Annotated in this window: 17 protein-coding genes; 4 read left to right on the top strand and 13 right to left on the bottom strand. The window is 69.1% G+C overall.

The window, feature by feature from the left end; translation table 11 throughout:
- Position 1 precedes the first annotated feature (1 nt).
- Entirely contained in the window at positions 2–1,231 is a 1,230-nt protein-coding gene (locus G510_RS17465; protein WP_051216475.1) for a polysaccharide pyruvyl transferase family protein, read from the bottom strand.
- A 4-nt stretch (positions 1,232–1,235) separates the two neighbouring features.
- Positions 1,236–3,062 carry an LGFP repeat-containing protein gene (locus G510_RS17460; RefSeq protein ID WP_051216474.1) on the bottom strand — a complete coding sequence of 609 codons (1,827 nt, stop codon included), beginning with the start codon at positions 3,060–3,062 and terminating at the stop codon, positions 1,236–1,238.
- 172 nt (positions 3,063–3,234) lie between these two features.
- Between G510_RS17460 and G510_RS0106235 the strand changes: the two genes are divergently transcribed.
- Positions 3,235–4,326, top strand: a complete 1,092-nt coding sequence (locus G510_RS0106235) for a glycosyltransferase (protein WP_029152941.1) — start codon at positions 3,235–3,237, stop codon at positions 4,324–4,326.
- On the opposite strand, the gene G510_RS17455 is transcribed toward G510_RS0106235, so the two are convergent.
- Positions 4,312–6,018 carry a glycosyltransferase family 2 protein gene (locus G510_RS17455; protein WP_051216472.1) on the bottom strand — a complete coding sequence of 569 codons (1,707 nt, stop codon included), beginning with the start codon at positions 6,016–6,018 and terminating at the stop codon, positions 4,312–4,314. The two genes, G510_RS0106235 and G510_RS17455, sit on opposite strands and share 15 nt — an antisense overlap.
- 89 nt (positions 6,019–6,107) lie before the next feature.
- Here G510_RS17455 and G510_RS0106225 point away from each other — a divergent pair, with 89 nt between their 5' ends.
- Both G510_RS0106225 and G510_RS15590 read left to right on the top strand, forming a co-directional pair.
- The gene (locus tag G510_RS0106225; RefSeq protein ID WP_029152940.1) at positions 6,108–7,409 is read left to right on the top strand and encodes a UDP-glucose dehydrogenase family protein; all 1,302 of its coding nucleotides are present in this window, start codon (positions 6,108–6,110) and stop codon (positions 7,407–7,409) included.
- The gene (locus G510_RS15590; RefSeq protein ID WP_051216470.1) at positions 7,406–8,314 is read left to right on the top strand and encodes a glycosyltransferase family 2 protein; all 909 of its coding nucleotides are present in this window, start codon (positions 7,406–7,408) and stop codon (positions 8,312–8,314) included. The genes G510_RS0106225 and G510_RS15590 overlap by 4 nt, the downstream gene beginning before the upstream one ends.
- Positions 8,315–8,326: 12 nt before the next feature.
- On the opposite strand, the gene G510_RS0106215 is transcribed toward G510_RS15590, so the two are convergent.
- The 10 genes from G510_RS0106215 to G510_RS0106170 all read right to left on the bottom strand — a co-directional run bounded on the left by G510_RS0106215 (position 8,327) and on the right by G510_RS0106170 (position 17,590).
- Positions 8,327–9,091 (bottom strand): ABC transporter ATP-binding protein, encoded by a 765-nt coding sequence (locus G510_RS0106215; RefSeq protein WP_036322196.1) that lies wholly within the window; start codon positions 9,089–9,091, stop codon positions 8,327–8,329.
- Entirely contained in the window at positions 9,088–9,960 is an 873-nt protein-coding gene (locus G510_RS0106210) for an ABC transporter permease (RefSeq protein WP_029152937.1), read from the bottom strand. Before G510_RS0106210 ends, G510_RS0106215 begins: the two co-directional genes overlap by 4 nt.
- A 79-nt stretch (positions 9,961–10,039) precedes the next feature.
- A complete protein-coding gene (locus G510_RS0106205) occupies positions 10,040–11,467 on the bottom strand; it encodes an LCP family protein (RefSeq protein WP_029152936.1) in 1,428 nt (475 codons plus the stop codon).
- Positions 11,464–11,934, bottom strand: a complete 471-nt coding sequence (purE, locus tag G510_RS0106200) for a 5-(carboxyamino)imidazole ribonucleotide mutase (protein WP_029152935.1) — start codon at positions 11,932–11,934, stop codon at positions 11,464–11,466. The genes G510_RS0106205 and purE overlap by 4 nt, the downstream gene beginning before the upstream one ends.
- Positions 11,935–12,024: 90 nt before the next feature.
- Positions 12,025–13,146: a 5-(carboxyamino)imidazole ribonucleotide synthase gene (locus G510_RS0106195; RefSeq protein WP_029152934.1), complete on the bottom strand. Its 1,122-nt coding sequence runs from the start codon at positions 13,144–13,146 to the stop codon at positions 12,025–12,027.
- Between the two features lie 13 nt (positions 13,147–13,159).
- Positions 13,160–13,678, bottom strand: coding sequence for a PH domain-containing protein (locus G510_RS15585; protein WP_051216466.1), 519 nt, complete (start codon positions 13,676–13,678; stop codon positions 13,160–13,162).
- A gap of 117 nt (positions 13,679–13,795) precedes the next feature.
- A complete protein-coding gene (locus G510_RS0106185; RefSeq protein ID WP_029152933.1) occupies positions 13,796–14,527 on the bottom strand; it encodes a biotin--[acetyl-CoA-carboxylase] ligase in 732 nt (243 codons plus the stop codon).
- Positions 14,524–14,724, bottom strand: coding sequence for an acyl-CoA carboxylase subunit epsilon (locus G510_RS0106180; protein ID WP_029152932.1), 201 nt, complete (start codon positions 14,722–14,724; stop codon positions 14,524–14,526). The genes G510_RS0106185 and G510_RS0106180 overlap by 4 nt, the downstream gene beginning before the upstream one ends.
- Positions 14,721–16,352, bottom strand: a complete 1,632-nt coding sequence (locus tag G510_RS0106175) for an acyl-CoA carboxylase subunit beta (protein ID WP_051216464.1) — start codon at positions 16,350–16,352, stop codon at positions 14,721–14,723. Before G510_RS0106175 ends, G510_RS0106180 begins: the two co-directional genes overlap by 4 nt.
- Positions 16,353–16,378: 26 nt before the next feature.
- Complete coding sequence (locus G510_RS0106170; protein WP_029152930.1) at positions 16,379–17,590, bottom strand: class I SAM-dependent RNA methyltransferase; 1,212 nt, start codon at positions 17,588–17,590, stop codon at positions 16,379–16,381.
- 81 nt (positions 17,591–17,671) lie between these two features.
- Between G510_RS0106170 and G510_RS0106165 the strand changes: the two genes are divergently transcribed.
- Positions 17,672–18,310, top strand: coding sequence for a Maf family protein (locus G510_RS0106165; protein ID WP_029152929.1), 639 nt, complete (start codon positions 17,672–17,674; stop codon positions 18,308–18,310).
- Positions 18,311–18,358: the final 48 nt, after the last annotated feature.

Genomic DNA, 18,358 nt, shown 5'->3' with positions numbered 1-18,358 from the left:
GCTATCCGCGGCGCCTGAGTACGCGAGGCAGACGGCTGGCCTTCGGTGGCGCGACCGCTTCCTCGTCGCCGAGGTGAGCGCGTCCGTCATCTTCGATCTTCTCTCCGCGGGCGATCAATCGGGCGAGCGAGACCTTACCCGTGGCGGCGACGCGGGCGATCACCGAGAGATCCGCCTTTCCTGCCACGCGGCGCACAGCGCGCGACAGGCGCGCGTCCGTCTCGCCGTGCGGTTCGGATCCGTCGAGGTGCGCGCGCACGGCCGCGTTCAGCGCCGCGCCGTCCGGCACTGCGCTCGTCGAGCACAGCTCGAGCACCCGCACGAGGTCGTCGGGCTGCTGCGCGACGAGTTGGTCGACGCGCAGCAGCGCCTGCGCCGCACTGTCGCTCGCCTCGCGCCCGACGGCGAGCGCAAGGGCCTCCCTCGCGCGCCACGACTCGCGCCGCAGCTCCGAGTAGTCGGCCGACGAATTGTCAGGCGAGGTAGCGGATCCGCCCCAGAGGTCGCGCGGGAACGCCTGCGCGATCGCGTCGATGTCGGCCTCTGCGGCAGCGACCGGGCCGAGCTCGATTGCCTCGTCGACCGATCGGGCGAATGCAACGCCAGGACGCCCCGTGCCGGCGTAGTAGTCGAGGTACTTCAGTGGATGCTCGGCCTCCGGGACCAGGGGACGCGACGGGATCCCGTAGGCATCGGCGAGCACGAGTGCGTGCAGCGAGCTCGCCACGACGAAGCCGCTGCCCGCGATGCGCCCCGCGATCGCCAGCGGGTCGCCGAGCGGGCTGAGCACCTCACTTCCCGACACGCGGTCGAGTTCGTTCAGATTCGGCACGACGAGCATGCTGCCGGATCCCTCGGGCGCGACCGACGGGAAGAGCCTCGGAACGAGGAGTGCGGGATCGCCGTACACCTTGGGCACGCGGACGCCGTGCCCGAGCAGGATCGCGCGGGTGAGCGGGCCGCGCACCGAGCGCACGTCGAGCGGGTACCGCACGCGTTGGCGCACGTTGCCGTTGATCCCCGTACCCCAGATGACGTCGCCGGGAAGGGAGTACTGCAGCACGCTGCCCACGGAGATCAGGCGCGCGTCGCCCTCACGCGCACCGGAGCCGACGAGAGCGCCAACGAGCAGCGGGCCGATCTCGTCGCCGAAGTTCCGAGGCGCATCGGGACCGTCCGGGACCCAGCGCGGAACGCGCACGCCCGCGATCAACTCTTCGAGGAACGCCACAGCGCTACCGGTAGAGCACGCGCGGCGTCGAGCCGCTCTGGTGGCGGACCGTGCCACCCTCGAAGCTCTGAGTGCAGGCATTACCGCCGCACCGCGGATCCGACGAGGGGTAGCCGAGCCTGCCCTCTCGCCCCCCGGCGCGCCCCCAGCCGTCGAAGATCGCGCCGCGCACGTAGTGCGTGCCCGCGTTCGAGGCGTAGATTCGGCCGTCCTCGAACACCTGCAGGCACGCGCCGTCGACCAGACCGCAGCGCGGGTTAGAGATCGGGTACCCGAGCGTGCCGTGACGGTCTCCGGTCTGCGCCCACTTATTGCGGATCGCGCCGCGCACGTAGTGGGCGCCGTGTCCGGACATGGCGTACATGGTGCCGTCCTGGAAGTGCTGCAGGCACGCGCCACGGGTGAGGCCACACTGCGGGTCGCTCGTCGGATAGCGCAGCACACCGTTGCGCGATCCCACCTTCGCCCAAGCGTCGCGGACCGCGCCGCGGACGTACACGGCCCCGTGCTTATGCGTCCAGTAAATGCTGCCGCCCTTGAAAACCTGGTAGCAGCCAACGCCCGACGTGCAGTTCTTCTTGTCGATCGGCTTGCCGAGCATGCCGCTCGCGCCGCCGAGCGACTTCCACTTCACGGCCGTCGCGCCGGTGACCGAGTATCCCGTGGTTCCGCCGCCGGGGGATCCCCCGTGCGTGCCTCCGAACCAGTCGGTGTAGTAGTTGTAGAAGTTGCGGTTTCCGTACGCCGAGCACGAGTCTCCGACGCCGTATCCGGCGCGCATGGCCGCGCGGTTCGGCTGATAGGGCGTGTAGTAGTACAGCGCCGCGGTCGCCTTGTTCTCGATGCGCACGGGGCCGGTGCCGCAGGACGCGTTCGGGTGCCAGCGCACCTGCGACGTCTTACCGACGGGGTACCAGCTGAAGTAGCTGTCCTTCGTGTACCGCTGCAGCTGGTAGGCGGCCATGTACATCTGGTTCTGGAAGCCGAAGTAGGTGCTGTCGCACGCCGCGTGGTCGGGGCACGCGTAGCCCATCGCGATGTCGTAGCGGAACTGGCTCGGCCACGTGTGCGTGACGAGGCCCTGCTCTTTCTGGAGCATGACGATCAGCACGCGCTCGCTGACGTTGCAGGCCTTCGAGACCTTCGAGATGATCTGCGCCGCCGTGTCGCGGCTCGAGCCCTGGTAGGTGTTCGTGCAGTACGAGTTCGGCGCCTTGGTGCGGGTCTTCATCGAGAAGTCCTTGAGGCACGTGTAGTTCGAGTCGCAGCGCTTGACCTTCTGGTTGAAGAAGCCCTGGATCTGATTCGCCGACATCGTGCCCGACGTGTACATCTTGGCGTCGCTGATGATGTTTCCGGCCTTGAAACCGTTGAGCGTATCCGCCGTCAGCAGGCCGGCCTGCGTCTCGGAGTACGCGCCCGGATCCGCCTCGTCCTCGGTGGTGTCGCCCGCATAGTCGCCGTTGTCGGGCAGCAGGATGCCGGTGAGATCGACCTCGCCCGGGTCCGTCGTCATCGTCGGAGTCGGGGTGGGTGCAGGAGTCGGGGTGGGCTCCTGCGTGGGCTCCGCGGTCGGGGCCTGTTCGGGCGCCGGTTCCGGCGCGTCCGTCGGCTCGGGAGTCGGCGTCGACGTGGGTTCCGACTCCGGGGGCTGCTCGGTCGCCGCGACCTCGGGCGACGGCGCCACCGTCGGAGTCGGTTCGGGCGCGGGCTGCTCGTCCGCGTACGCGGCAGTCGGCAGAAGGGATCCGATGAGGGCCGCCGCCATCGCGACACCGAAGAGGGCACGCCCCTTCTGGGCATACCGATAGCCGTGGTTGGTGCGACGCATGGTTACCAGTGTGACAGAAGTGACTCGATTGTGACACTGAAAGTCTTGACGTCGTCGTCCGACACGCAGATTCCGGTGACCCCAACGGATCCCCATGACGCTGTGAGCATCGGTTCGCGTCACCGGAGCGGGCCCGTCCCGATTCCGGTGACGCGGCCGTAGGATCGACCACATGCGATCCGGCCCCCAGGTTCTCGTCTTTCCGGCGTATCTGAACAACGCGTTCCTCAATCTGCTCGAGCTGTCGGCGCGCGCCGATGGGTTCCGCGTCGAGGGCGCCCACACCTACGACGACCTCGTCGCGGGCGCAGCTCGACTCGGCCGCGGCGACACCCTGCACGTCCACTGGACCACGCCGATCGCGCAGCAGGCCCAGTCCGAATCCGAGGCGAGGCGCCGCGTCGCGAACCTCGAGCGGATATTCACCGGCCTCCGCTCCCGCGGCGCGAAGCTCGTCTGGACCATCCACAATCGCCTCCCCCACGAGCTCACGTTCCGCGAGCTCGAGGTGGCGCTGTACCGCCTGCTCGCGAGCTCCGCCGACGCGATTCACATCATGGCGCCGCACACGCCCGCCGCGATCAGTGACGTGGCGACGGTGGATCCGCGGAAGATCCGCCAGATCGCGCACCCGAGCTACGAGGGCGTGTACGACACGGGCATCACCTGCGCCGACGCTCGAGCGTCGTTCGACATCGCCGAGAGCGACCGTTCGGTGCTGTTCCTCGGCCAGATCCGCCCGTACAAGGGCGTCGACGATCTCGCTCGCGCCGCGGCCCGGGCGAACGACGAGCGCGGCGGCGACCTCGTGCTGATGCTGGCCGGAGCCGTGAAGGAGATGCCCCGAGCCGAGTTCGCGGCCTCGCTCCCCGCGAGCCTGCGCACGGTGTCGCAGCTCGAGTTCGTCGACGACGCCGACATCGCGCGGTGGTTCCGCGCCGCCGACGTCGCGTGCTTCCCCTACCGGGCGATCCTCAACTCCGGATCCCTTCACCTCGCCGCGACCTTCCGCGTACCGGTGATCCTGCCGGGCGATCCGTTCCTCCGCGATCAGTTCGCGGGCGAGGCGTGGGTGGCGTTCTTCGACCCCGCGGGTCCCGAGGCATCGATCGCCGAGCTGCTCGCGGGCGATCCGTTCGCGGGCGTGACCGACCGCGACTTCGACGCGTTCCTCGCCCCGATCGCGCCCTGGGACATCTCGCGCGAGTATTCGGCGCTGCTCACGTCGCTCGCGAGTGCCCCGTCGTCGTTATCGCGCGTCTGAACGACCACCGCGCACTCTGGAACGAACGGCGGCGATGATGCCGCGCAGGAGCCAGCTGCGCCGGCGGCGCACGATGAGGATCCGGTCGACGACGTCGTAGAGGAACGCATCGCGCCGCGAGTACGCCGGAAGCTCGAACGCGGCATCGACGTTCCAGAACGCGCCGTCCTCGCCGAGCGCGACGGGCGTGAGCGGGCGGTGGAGCGGCAGCTGGTGCGCGGGGAACGCCGCCGACCAGGTGCGCACGCCGTCGTCGGCCGTGCGCCAGGTCACGCTCACGGGCCGGATCAGTCGTGGCCCGTCACCTTCGAGGGACGCCTCTCCGTCGAGGAGCGCGAGGGCGACGTCCCCGGCGTCGGGCGACACGGTGCCGTCGATCGCGAGCAGGTCCCCGCCCGCGAGGCTGTGCGCACGCGCCGCAGTGCGCTCGCGCGCCCCGAGATCGCCGGACTGCCACGCGTCGGCGGCGAACAGGCGAACCCGCTCTCCGAGCACGCGCTCGGCCGCGCCGACGAGCGCCTGCCACGCCGACGGATCCCCCGTGCGCGGCTGCGCGAGCTGTCGCGAGAGGCGCTCGGTGAGCATGTCGCGTTCCTCGTCCGACAGCTCACGCGAGTCCAGTTCCGAGATGAGGGCGCGCCACGTCGAGACGAGATCCGCGCGCTCCTCCGACGGATCGGATCCCTCGGGGTGCCCGCCTGCAACGCGCGCGACGGCGTGGCCGGCGGCGAAGGATCCGGCTGCCGCGAGCTCGAGGGCGAGGCGCCGCAGCGGCCCGACCTCGTCGGGCACGGGCGTCAGGTCGAGGAGCGCGCGCACCTTCTCGGCGACGAGGGCGTCGCCGTCGGAGTGCGATTCCCACGCGAGCAGGTAGCGGTTGACCGCCACGAACGCGTCGCGATCCCAGACGAGGTCGGCAAAGACCGCCGCGAGATCCGCGTCGCGGGTGTCACGCACGATCCGCGCGCACTCCGCCTCCTGCGTGAGGTAGCTGACGAGGCTCGTCGCTGCCCCCGCGCGGGCGGTCATCGACCCGGATCCCGGGCGCTCGCGGTAGACGTAGACGACGTCGTCGACGACGTCGATCGATTCGGCTTTCACGAGCGCCGACACCATGGGCACGATGTCGTTCGAGCGGGGAACGTCGGGGAACCGGATACCGCTCGCCTCCCAGAACTCGCGGCGGAACGCGCGGTTCCAGCACGGCCTGCTGTACAGCAGCGTCGGCTCGTCGGCGAGCGTCACGCCGCGCGAGGCGCGCCCGTATGCGGGCATCGCCGCGGTCGGGCGCCACGTGTCGACCGCGCGGAACTTGATGTAGTCGCCGACGGCCAGGTCGGATCCGCTCACCTCGAGGCTCGTGACGAGCGCGTCGTACGCGCCGTCGGGGATCAGGTCGTCGCCGTCGGCGAAGACGAGGTAGCGGCCGCGCGCGAGATCCGCTCCGGCGTTGCGCGCGGATCCGCCGCCCTCGCCGGGAGACGAGACGACGCTGACACGCGCGTCGCGGCCCGCGGCCTCGCGCGCGAACTCGATCGTGCCGTCGTCCGAGCGGTCGTCGACGACGATCACCTCGAGATCGACGTCCTGCCGCAGCACGGAGTCGAGTGCCTGCCTGAGCCAGGGGCGGACGTTGTGCGTGGGGATGACGACCGACAGCAGTGGTGCGTCGTCGTGAGCGGATCCGGTCATGTCCGCACCAGGATATGCGACGGTTGCGCGTGGCAGGATAAGGGAAGTGTCCCGGCAGGGTCATTCACCCTTTGACGAAGGAGATCTCCATGCAGTTGAGCGTGATCGGATGTGGGTACCTCGGCGCGGTCCACGCAGCCTCGATGGCATCCCTCGGCCACACCGTCGTCGGCATCGACGTCGACGAGGCCAAGATCGCGAAACTCGCCGCCGGAGAACCCCCCTTCCACGAACCCGGACTCGTCGACGTCTTGAAGGACGGGCTCGCCTCCGGGCGGCTCACGTTCTCCACCGACTACTCCGACCTCGCTGACGCCGAGGTCCACTTCATCGGCGTCGGCACCCCGCAACGCTCCGGCGCCCAGGGCGCCGACATGACCTACGTGAACGCCGCCACCGACGCGATCCTCGAACACGCCAAGCCCGGATCCCTCATCGCCGGGAAGTCGACCGTCCCCGTCGGCACCGCCGCGAGACTCACCGAACTCGCCGCGACAAAGGGCGTGCGTCTCGCGTGGAACCCGGAGTTCCTCCGCGAAGGATTCGCGATCAAAGACACCGTCGACCCCGACCGGCTCGTCTACGGCGTCACCGACGCCACCCGCGACGAAGACACCGCCACCCTCGACAACGTCTACGCGACGATCCTCGACCGCGGCACCCCCCGCCTGGTCACCAACCAGCCCACCGCGGAACTCGTCAAAGTCGCCGCCAACAGTTTCCTCGCCACGAAGATCAGCTTCATCAACGCCATGGCCGAAATCTCAGAGGTCACCGGAGCAGACGTCACCCAGCTCGCCGACGCGATCGGACACGACGAAAGAATCGGCCGGAAGTTCCTCAACGCCGGCGTCGGGTTCGGTGGCGGGTGCCTCCCCAAAGACATCCGCGCCTTCACCGCCCGCGCCGAAGAACTCGGCAAAGGCGAATCCGTCGCGTTCCTGAAGCAGGTCGATGAGATCAACCTCCGCCGCCGGCAACGCGTCGTCGACCTCGTCGTCGATTCGTTCGACGGACAGGTGTTTGGACACCGCGTGACGGTGCTCGGCCTCGCCTTCAAGCCCGACAGTGACGACATCCGCGACTCCCCCGCCCTCGACGTCGCCGTCCGCCTCAAGGGTCTCGGTGCCGAGGTCGTCTCGTACGACCCCGAGGCGATGGACACCGCACGCCGCGCGCACCCGCAGCTGAACTACGCCGACTCCCTCGAGACCGCACTTGACGGATCCGAAGCCGTCGTCGTGGTCACCGAGTGGAAGCAGTTCAAAGCCCTCGACCCGGCCGAGACGCTCGCGAAGGTCGCCCGTCCCGTCATCTTCGACGGACGCAACATCCTCGACCCGGCAGCCTGGCGAGACGCCGGCTGGACGTACACGGGCATGGGCCGATGACCGAGCCGCGCGTCGCGATCGTCGTTCGCACGAAGGATCGTCCGCGGTTCCTCGACCGCGCGCTGCGCAGCATCACCGCGCAGACGCTGTCCGACTGGGAGTGCGTCGTCGTCAACGATGGCGGCGATCCCGCAGCCGTCGATGCGATGGTCGCGCGCGTTCCCGAGAAGCTGCGCGAGCAGGTCCGCGTGCTGCATCGCCAGGAGTCGCACGGGCGCTGGGCGAGCGCGAACGCGGGAGTCCTCACGACGACGGCGCCCTACCTCGTCCTGCACGACGACGACGACTCGTGGCACCCGTCGTTCCTCGAGCGGGCGGCCGACTACCTCGACAGCGAGAAGAACGACAAGCGCGGCGGCGTCGTGTCGAAGATCGAGATCGTGTGGGAAAGAGTCGAGGGCGGCGACTACGTCGAGCTCGGCCGCGAGGTCTTCCAGCAGCACTTGACGGCGCCGACGCTCGGCGACACCATGCTGCACAATCGCTTCGTGCCGATCGGGTTCGTCTACCGGCGCACCCTGCACGACGAACTGGGGCTCTACGACGAGCGCCTGCCCGTCGTCGGCGACTGGAACTTCGCGCTGAAGGTGCTCACGAAGGGCGCGCTCGAGTACCTCGACGATGACAAGCCGCTCGCCTACTGGCACCAGCGCCCCGCGTCGGCCGGATCCGACGGCAACAGCGTCATCTCGAGCAACGACGAGCACGCCAAGATCGACGCGCAGCTGCGCGACGAGGCCCTGCGCGCCTGGGTCGCGAAGAACGGCCCGGGCCTGCCGCTGTATCTGACGAAGTTCATCGACCAGCGTCTGGTCGAGATGGAAGACCGCATCCGCACCGACATCGAGCGCTACAGCCTCCCCGAGCGCGCCCTCCGCGTGCTGAAGTCGAAGTTCAGGAAGTAGCGCGGCGCCCGCTCAGTGCGGGGTCTCCCGGATGACCTTGACGGCGTCCTTGATCGGGCCGTCGAAGAGCACCTTGTGCTCGTGGATCACGATGCCGCGCGTGCAGAGGTCTTGGACGGTGCCCATGTTGTGGCTGACGATGAGCATCGTCACGCCCTTCTCGGTGAGCTCCTTCATCTTCTGATTGCATTTCTCGCGGAACGGCGCATCACCGACCGAGAGCACCTCGTCGACGAGCAGCACGTCGGCATCGACGTGGATCGCCACCGAGAATGCCAGGCGCATGAACATGCCCGACGAGTAGTTCTTGACCTCCTGGTCGATGAAGTCACCGATCTCGCTCCACGCGACGATGTCGTCGAAGCGCTCGTCGATCTCGTGCTTCTGCATGCCGAGGATCGCGGCGTTCAGGTAGACGTTCTCGCGCCCGGACAGGTCGGGGTGGAAACCCGCGCCGACCTCGATCAGTCCCGCGACGCGGCCCTTCGTGAACACGCGGCCTTCGTCGGGCGCCATCACTCCGGAGACCATCTTGAGCGTCGTCGACTTGCCTGATCCGTTGAAGCCGAGCACCGCGACGGCCTCACCCTCCCCGACCTGGAAGCTGACGTCCTGGAGCGCCTCGAAGTGATCGGCGCGCACCTTCTTCTTCTTCGTCCAGCTGACGAAGCCCTCCTTGAGCGAGTGCGTGTTGCGCTTCATGAAGCGCTTCGTCACGCGGTCGACGATGATCGCCGGCGTCCTGTCCGAGGTCTGCTGCAGAGTGTTCGACATCATAGATCCTGGGCGAAGGTGCTCTCGAAGCGGCGGAACGTGACCTGTCCGATCACGACGATGACGATGCTGATGATGATGGCGATGCCGACATGCTCGCCGAAGTGCGGGGCGAAACCGACCCATCCTCCGGCGTGCTCCTCGACGGTCGGCTTCCAGAAGCCGTAGTGCATCAGCTCGACGGCGACCGTGATCGGGTTGCACATGTAGACGTACAACATGACGTCGCCGAGATGCTCCTCGATCAGCTGCCAGGTGTAGAGCACGGGCGATGCCCACGTCGCGAGCTGGCGGATGACCTCACCGAAGTTCTCGATGTCGCGGAAGCGCACGTTGATGCCCGCGAACAGCAGCCCGAGGCCGAAGGCGATGAGCGCGATGATCAGCAGCCCGAGCAGGATCGCGCCGAGGTTCAGGATGCCGGGCACCCACCCGTAAACGAACGCCACGACGAGCAGGATCGCGAGCTGCGGCAGGAAGTGTACGAACGCGCCGGCCGTCGCCGCGATCGGGAACAGCTCGCGCGGAAGATAGATCTTCTTGACGAGCGCCTTGTTTCCGACGACCGAGCTCGTGGCGTTTCCGAACGCTTCGTTGAAGAACTGCACCGTGATGAAGCCCGAGAACAGATACAGCGGGTAGTTGTCGGTGCCCCGGTCCATGCCGAAGATGACGCCCATCACCGCGAAGTAGATGAAGAACTGCACCAGCGGCTTGACGTACGACCACGTCCACCCGAGCACCGAGTTGCGGTAGCGGGTGGCCGTGCCCTTGCGGATCAGCAGCCGCAGCAGGTAGCGCCAGCGGACGACGTCCGCCAGCCCGCGCCCGCGGCCGGGCACGTCATATTCACTCAGGTCGATACTCGTCACAGGAACGCGCCTCGCAGGGGTCGAACGCGGAAGGTCACATCGGATCCTATCGCCCGGGACCGCGGGAGTCTGGGAGCGCTCACTCAGCCGGCGCCTCGGTCGCGGGGTGGAGGGCATCGTGCACCATCTGCTGGATCAGCGCGACGTCGGGCTCGATCTGGTCGACGCCCATATCGGGATTGAGCTCGACCGAGCCCATCTCCTGTTTGCGCGCCTCGACGGCCAGGTCGAGGAACGTCGGCACCAGCGCGCGCGGCACGTCGGTATCGAGCACCGCCGTGCCCGCATCCGCCACCTCTTCGAGGCGCGTGAGCAGGTTCTGCGGCGTCATCTGGCTGAGCACCGCGGTCTGCAGCTCGCGCTGACGCTGCATGCGATCCCAGTCGCTCGTCGTGTAGCGGGAGCGGGCGTACCAGAGGGCGGTCTCGCCGTTCATCTTCTGCTCCCCCTTCTCGATCCACCCGGTCGCCCATTCCTCCGCGGGCTGGTCGTCGTACGCGGGGCCGCCGCCCTCGGGGAGGCGCTCGTCGACCGTGATGGTCACGCCGCCGACCGCATCGATCAGCGCGGCGAAGCCCTGCATGTCGATCGAGACGTAGTACGGAATCTCGAGGCCCGTGAGCCCCTCGACCGCGTCCTTGGTCGCCTCGACCTCGGGGAGCGAGTCGTGCTTCTCCGCGTCGGGATACAGGCTCTCGCCGCCGTCCTCGCGGCAGAACGCGACCGCGTTCGTGAGCTGGTTGATCCCGCTCGTCCACCCGCATTCCGGATCCGCGTGGCCCTCGAAGCGCGTCGGGTACTCGGCGAGCATCGGGCTGCCCTCGCTGAACGGGGCGTGCTCGAGATCGCGCGGCACGCCGGTGATCGTGATCGCGCCCGTGTCGGCGTTGATCGAGATCACGGAGATGCTGTCGTAGCGCAGCGAGTCGCGCCCCTCACCCGAATCGGCGCCGAGCAGCAGGACGTTGTAATAGCCGTCGCTCGGCGGCACGACCGGCGCGGCGTTCGAGAAGTTGTCGTTGAGGAATCCGCTCGAGGTGATCAGCGTGCTGACGCCGAATACGCCCGTGACCGCCTGCACGGCCGCAAGGATCAGGCCCAACAGGAGGATGAAGAATCGCTGCGGAGCGCGCGTCCTCACGACGCGCACGAGGCGCAGCGTATCGATCGAGAGGATCACCCAGACGACCGCGTAGACCGCGAGGAGCACCGCAAGAATCGGGAGCGTGAATCGGAACGTCACGACCGCGAGCGCGGCGGTGCGCCAGAGCAGCGCGCCGAGCGCGGCGATGACGACGAGCACCCACATCACGAGCGTCAGCCGCAGCCCGAGCCGGCCGAGCCGCCGGTTGCCGGCGAGCGCCTGCGCGGATCCGGGGATCAGGAAATTGAGGATGACGAGCCACCAGCCGCGGCGGGTCATCATCTTGACGTTCGCCGCGTCGGGGCGGCGAATCGGTCGCTGATTCATGACCGATCCCGCCGTGCGCTCGGCGGAGAGCGTCACGAAAGAGAATCCTTGAGACGTGCGTTCTTCTCGTCGACCTGGCGCTCGAGCTCCTTCGCGTAGGACTCGACGCGATCGGCGACGTCGGCGTCGCCGGATCCGAGGATCCGCGCGGCGAGGAGGCCCGCGTTCTTCGCGCCGTTGATCGACACCGTCGCCACGGGGATCCCCGCCGGCATCTGCACGATCGACAGGAGCGAGTCGAGGCCCTCCAGCGTCTTGAGCTCGACCGGAACGCCGATGACGGGCAGCGCCGTGAGCGAGGCCAGCATGCCCGGAAGGTGCGCGGCGCCGCCGGCGCCCGCGATGATCGCCTTGAGCCCGCGGCCTCGCGCCTCGCGCCCGTAGCTCATGAGCTTGTCGGGCGTGCGGTGGGCCGACACGACCTCGACCTCGTGGGCGATGCCGAACTCGGTGAGCGCGGCGGACGCGTCCTGCATGATCCGCCAGTCGGAGTCCGAGCCCATCACGACGCCGACGAGCGGCTTTTCAGAGGAGTGAAGCACCATACGAGGGTATGTGACCAGTTTGTGATCTCCTGACAGTGCCACGCCTCGTCATTCGAAGTGGGCGGCTGCGGCGCGGGCGACGTATACGGCGTCGTCGATGCTGTCGCCCACGACGTTGATGTGTCCGACCTTGCGGCCCGGGCGCGCCGACTTTCCGTAGGTGTGGATCTTCGCCGCCGGCTGCGCCCGCATCGCGGCGCCGAATCGCTCGTCGATATCGATGCCCGCGGGCCCGCCGAGGATGTTGATCATGCAGGTCGCCTCGGCGACAGGATCCGCCGCGCCGAGCGGCAGGTCGAGCACCGCGCGCAGGTGCTGCTCGAACTGGCTCGTCACCGCGCCGTCCTGCGTCCAGTGCCCGCTGTTGTGCGGGCGCATCGCCAGCTCGTTCACGAGCAGCCGCTCATCGGTCGTCTCGAACAGCTCGACCGCGAACATGCCGGTCACCCCGAGCGCCTCGGCGATCTCGGTGCCGATTCGCGCTGCGATCTCGATCGTGCGCTCGGACGCGTGCGGGGCCGGCGCGAAGACCTCGGAGCACACGCCGTCCTTCTGCACCGTCTCGACGACCGGAAACGGGGCCATCTCTCCTGACGGGCGACGGGCGACCTGCTGCGCGAGCTCGCGGCGGAAGTCGACGAGCTCCTCGACGAGGATCCGCTCGCCCGCGAACGCATCGAACCAGTCGGCGGCCTCGTCGGCGGATCCGATCACCCGTACGCCCTTGCCGTCGTACCCCCCGCGCGGGGTCTTCACGACCGCACGACCGCCGTGCTCGTCGATGAACGCCTGCAGCTCCTCGCGGGTCGAGACGCCGGCCCAGTCGGGCTGCGGGGCGCCGATCTCGGCGAGCTTCGCGCGCATGACGAGCTTGTCCTGCGCGTATTGCAGCGCATCGGGGCCCGGGTGGACGGCTGTGCCGTCGGCGATCAGCGCGCGCAGGACGTCCTGCGGCACGTGCTCGTGGTCGAACGTAATGACATCGACGTCGAGCGCGAACGCCCGCACCATCTCGAGGTCGCGATAATCGCCCGTGGCGGTCGCCGCGAGCGCGGCCGACATGCCGTCCTGCTCGGCGAGCACTCGGATCTCGATCCCGAGTTCGCTCGCCGGAGCAATCATCATCCTGGCCAGCTGGCCGCCGCCGATCACACCGACACGCTTCGTCATAACCCCTATTGTTTCAGGTCACGGGCACATCGTGATGCAGGTACGGGCTCGCCGCCTGCTGCTGCGCCTGGCGATGCGCGAGGATCTGGCAGACCTCGATCTGATCGCTGAGCGTCTCGCGCACGAGTTTGGGCGAGTGCACATCGCGCATCTCGATGCCGCCGTCCCCCGTGCCGAGCGAGAGCGTGCCGCGGCCGAGCATGCGCTGCAGCGGACCCCGCGACACCTCGATCATGTAGCCGGCCTGGTGCAGGATCTCGCGGCGGCGGCGGATCAGGAGTCCGCGCGTTTCGATCACGCGACGCGTCGTGACGATGTAGCTCCGCGAGGCCCAGACCCACCATGGCAGCACGACCGCGAACAGCACGATGGCGGCCGCGGCGGCCAGGAGCATCCAGTCCTCGAACGGCGCGGGGAGGTTCGTGAAGAAATACGCCGCCGCCCCGGCCGTGGCGATCAGGAGGATCGCCGGGAGCACGAGCCACGCCGACCCGCGCCGGAACGTGGCGATGCGGAGCTCGTGCTGATCCATGCGCCCATCCTCTCTCGCGCCGCTCGGAATCCGGGCGCGGCGCGCCCTCCCCCACCATGTCCCGATCGACGCGGTTATCCGGCCGTCAGAGCAGCTCCAACGGGGAGACCGATAGGTTCAGGCAGGGCGGAGGTGCACGATGTCGCCGACCGCGATAGGGCGCGAGGCGCCGTCGATGAGCAGGTGGCCCAACTCGTCGAGGCCCATCGCGCGACCGGTGATGCGTTCGCCGCCCGGCAGGTGCGCCGTCACGCGCTGCCCGATCGTCACGCAGCGCTCCGCGACGATGTCGCGCACGGATCCGCGCCCGAGTGCGTCGACCAGCTCGCCCAGGCGGCGCAGATAGTCGGCGATGAGCCGTTCTTCATCGACCACGACGCCGCGCGCGGCGAACGAAGTCGCCGTCTCGACCGGCAGCTGTCCGGCTGTCATCCGCGTATTCACGCCGCTTCCGACCACGATCGTGTCGAAATCGGCGACCTGCGCGAGAATCCCGCAGATCTTCCGGCCATCGACGAGCACGTCGTTCGGCCACTTCACGCCGGCGCCGGGAAGCTGCGCGCCGATCGCATCGACCATCGCCGCGCCCGCGACGAGCGGGATCCATCCGCGGCGCTCGTCCGGCACCGTGCCGACCCGCAGGACGACCGAGATCGCGAGCGCCGTGCCCGCGGGCGCGACCCACTCGCGGTCGAGACGGCCCCGCCCGGATCGCTGATCGCGGGTGACGAGCGCGCCGAGGTGCGGCCAGGACTCGCCCGACTGCAGCGCCGCGACGAGCTCCGCGTTCGTCGACTCGCTGACGGGAACCTCCACGACGTGCGGCGCGGCGGCGCCCTCCGCGCTCATCCTGCGAACCTGCCCCACTCGCGGCGCCGGGTGTCGCGCATGCGCAGCGACCGCGACCAGCGATCGACGGGCTCGTCCGTGATCGTCGCGGTCGAGGCCTCCTGCTCGTAGTGCTCGCTCACAACCGTGACGATCGCCGCCAGCTCTTCGTCGGTCGGGCTTCCGCCCGCGACGCGCACCATCGGGTTCTCGGTCACAGCGGAATGTTCCCGTGCTTCTTGGGCGGAAGCTCGACGCGCTTGCGGCGCAGCGAGCGCAGCGCCTTCGCGATCATGACGCGCGTCTGCGCCGGCTCGATGACGCCGTCGAGCTCGCCGCGCTCGGCCGCGAGGAACGGCGAGGCCACCGAGTAGGTGTACTCGTCTGCGAGCTTCGTGCGCACCGCCTGCACGTCCTCGCCGGCCTCCTCGGCGCGCTTGATCTCGCCCCGGTACAGGATGTTGACGGCGCCCTGGCCGCCCATCACGGCGATCTCTGCCGACGGCCACGCGAGGTTCACGTCGGCGCCGAGCTGCTTGGATCCCATGACGATGTACGCACCGCCGTAGGCCTTCCGCAGGATGATCGTCACGAGCGGCACCGTCGCCTCGGCGTACGCGTACAGCAGCTTCGCCCCGCGGCGGATCACGCCCGTCCACTCCTGGTCGGTGCCGGGAAGGTAGCCCGGAACGTCGACGAGGGTCACGACCGGGATCGAGAACGCGTCGCAGAATCGCATGAAGCGCGCGGCCTTCTCGCCGGCCTCGATGTTGAGGGTGCCGGCCATCTGCTGCGGCTGGTTCGCGATGATGCCGACCGATCGGCCCTCGATCCGCGAGAAGCCGACGACGATGTTCGGCGCGAACAGCGGCTGCGTCTCGAGGAACTCGCCGTCGTCGGCGATGACCTCGATCACCTCGTGGATGTCGTAGGGCTGGTTCGGCGAATCGGGAATGAGGGTGTTGAGCTTCTGGTCGAGATCGTTCGTCTCGAACTCGAAGTCGGACGCGAAGTCGGGCGGATCCGACATGTTCGTGTCGGGCAGGTAGCCGAGCAGCGTGCGCGCGTAGTCGATCGCGTCGTCCTCATCCTCTGCGAGATAGTGCGCCACGCCCGAACGGGTGTTGTGCGTGTGCGCGCCGCCGAGCTCCTCCATGCCGACGTCCTCGCCCGTGACCGTCTTGATCACGTCGGGGCCGGTCACGAACATCTGGCTCGTCTTGTCGACCATGATCACGAAGTCGGTCAGCGCGGGCGAATACACGGCGCCGCCGGCCGCGGGGCCCATGACGATCGAGATCTGCGGGATCACGCCCGAGGCCTGTGTGTTGAGGCGGAAGATCTCGGCGTACTTCCCGAGCGCGAGCACACCCTCCTGGATGCGCGCGCCGCCCGAGTCGAGGATGCCGATGATCGGCAGCCCGTTCTGCAGCGCGTACTTCATGACCTTCAGGATCTTGTCGCCGGCGACCTCGCCGAGGGATCCGCCGAACGTCGAGAAGTCCTGCGAGTACACCGCGACGACGCGGCTGTGGATGCGCCCCACGCCCGTGACGACCGAGTCGCCATACGGGCGCGACCTGTCCATGCCGAACGCGGTCGTGCGGTGCCTGACGTACTCGTCGAGCTCGACGAAGCTACCCGGATCCATGAGCTGCTCGATGCGCTCGCGGGCCGTCTGCTTGCCCTTGGCGTGCTGCTTCTCGGCAGCCACCTTCTCAGGCTCGACAACGGCCTGGTCGTAGCGGTTGCGCAGGTCCTGGATCTTGCCTGCGGTGGTCGTCATGTCCGGTTCGGTCACGCGTTCCACCCTATCCGCGGCATGCGCCTCGCCCTTGGCGAACATGCACAACGGATCGGCGCGTCGTGTGTTCAACGCCGCAGAACGGCGATCGCCTCGACGTGGTGCGACCCCGGGAACAGGTCGATGCCGCGCACCCGGTCGAGGTCGTATCCCAGGCGCCGGAAGATGCCGACATCGCGCGCGAGCGCGACCGGATCGCACGCCACGTACACGACGGCGCGCGGGCCGAGCTCCGCGATGCGGGTCACCACCTGCTCGCCCGCTCCCGCGCGCGGCGGATCCAGCAGGGTCACGCCCTGCGCGAGCGACGGATCCGCGGGAAGCGCGTCGACGAACCGCTCGACGCGCGCCGTGACGGCCGTAACCTTCAGGTCCTCGAGGTTCTCCCGCGCGTGGAGCGTCGCGCGCGACGAGGACTCGACGGTCGTCACGCGGCCGCCGCGATCGGCGAGCGCGGCGGCGAACAGGCCGACCCCGCCGTAGAGGTCGAGGTGGTGGGCGCCGTCGTCGGCCTCGATTCCGGCGAGCGCCTCGCGCACGGCGGCGTCGAGCGCGGTCGCGGCCTGGCGGTGCACCTGCCAGAACCCGCCCGCGTCGACGCGGAACTCGCGGCCGGCCGCGATCTCGGTGACGACCTCGGGCTCCGAGCGGGGGCCGCGGCCGCGCGCGTCGGGGCGCCGGAGGATCCGCACGGATCCGTCGGCCGGCTCGACGAGGTCGACCCGGCCGGGCTTCTCACGGCCCAGCGCAAGGGCTGTTCGTTCGATCTGCTCGGTCGCCAGCGGGTGGTCCGCGACCTCGATCACGTCATGGGTGCGCGCGGCGTACGGGCCGACGCGACCGGACGAGTCGACGTGCAGACCGACGCGCGTGCGCCAGCGAGTGCCCTGCTCGTCGTCCGCGACCGGCTCGACGGTCGTCGGCACAGATCCGCCGGCGAACTTGTCGAACGCCTCCGTCAGCACGCGCGCCTTCAGCTCGCGCTGGTGGGCGAGGGCGATGTGACCGAAGTCGGCGCCGCCGGGGCGCAGCTCGGGGGCGACATCGATGGAGGCCTGGCGCCAGATGTGCGGCACGCGGGGCGGCGAGGCCTCGAGCACCTCGAGCGCCTCAGCGCGCGCGAAGGACTTCTTCACCTGGACGATGCGCGCGACGACGCGCTCGCCCGGGAGCGTGTCGGGGACGAACACCACGAGCCCCGGATCCCCGTGGCGGGCGATGAACACCCCGCCGTGGGCGACGCCGGAAATCTCGAGCTCTACGATGTCGCCTGTCTGCATCCGGCTATTGTCCCACTGCGATTCCGGAGATCTCCGGCACGCGGATCGCGGCGCGCGCCGGATGTGTCGGAGACTAGGAGCATGCAGGTGTGTCTCGCGTCCACGTCCCCCGCCCGTCTGATGCTCATGCGGCAGGTGGGGATCGAGCCGCAGCTCGCCTCCCCCGGCGTCGACGAGGACGCGGCGGTCGCCGCGCGCGAGACGGCGCTCGGGCGCGGGCTCTCCCCCGCCGAGCACGTGCAGTTCCTCGCGAAGGAGAAGGCGAAGGCGGTCGCCGTCTCGCTCGCCGATGATTTCTCAGGCCTCGTGATCGGTGGCGACTCGATGTTCGAGCTCGACGGCCGCGTCTACGGCAAGCCCCACACGCCCGAGCGCGCCGCCGAGCGCTGGCGCATGATGCGCGGCAGGACCGGGATCCTGCACTCGGGCCACAGCATCATCCGCATCGACGACGGATCCCTCACCCGCGCGGACGCGACCGCCGAGGCGCGCGTGAGCTTCGTCGCGGACATCACCGACGACGAGATCGACGCGTACGTCGCGACGGGCGAGCCGCTCGGGGTCGCGGGCGCGTTCACCGTCGACAGCCTGGGCGGGGCGTTCATCGAGCGCGTCGAGGGGGATCCGTCGACGGTCGTCGGCATGTCGCTCTCGACGATCCGCCGCCTCGTGCGCGAGCTCGGCGTCGAGTGGACGGGCCTCTGGAGCGCCTCCTCGTAGCGATCCGCACACGAAACGCCGTGCATGTTGTGGAGGTCAATCAAATGG

It is taken from the genome of Microbacterium gubbeenense DSM 15944 (assembly GCF_000422745.1).
Taxonomy (GTDB): domain Bacteria; phylum Actinomycetota; class Actinomycetes; order Actinomycetales; family Microbacteriaceae; genus Microbacterium; species Microbacterium gubbeenense.
The sequence above is the reverse complement of the archived record's forward strand: the minus strand, read 5'-3'. Positions and strand labels throughout refer to the sequence as shown.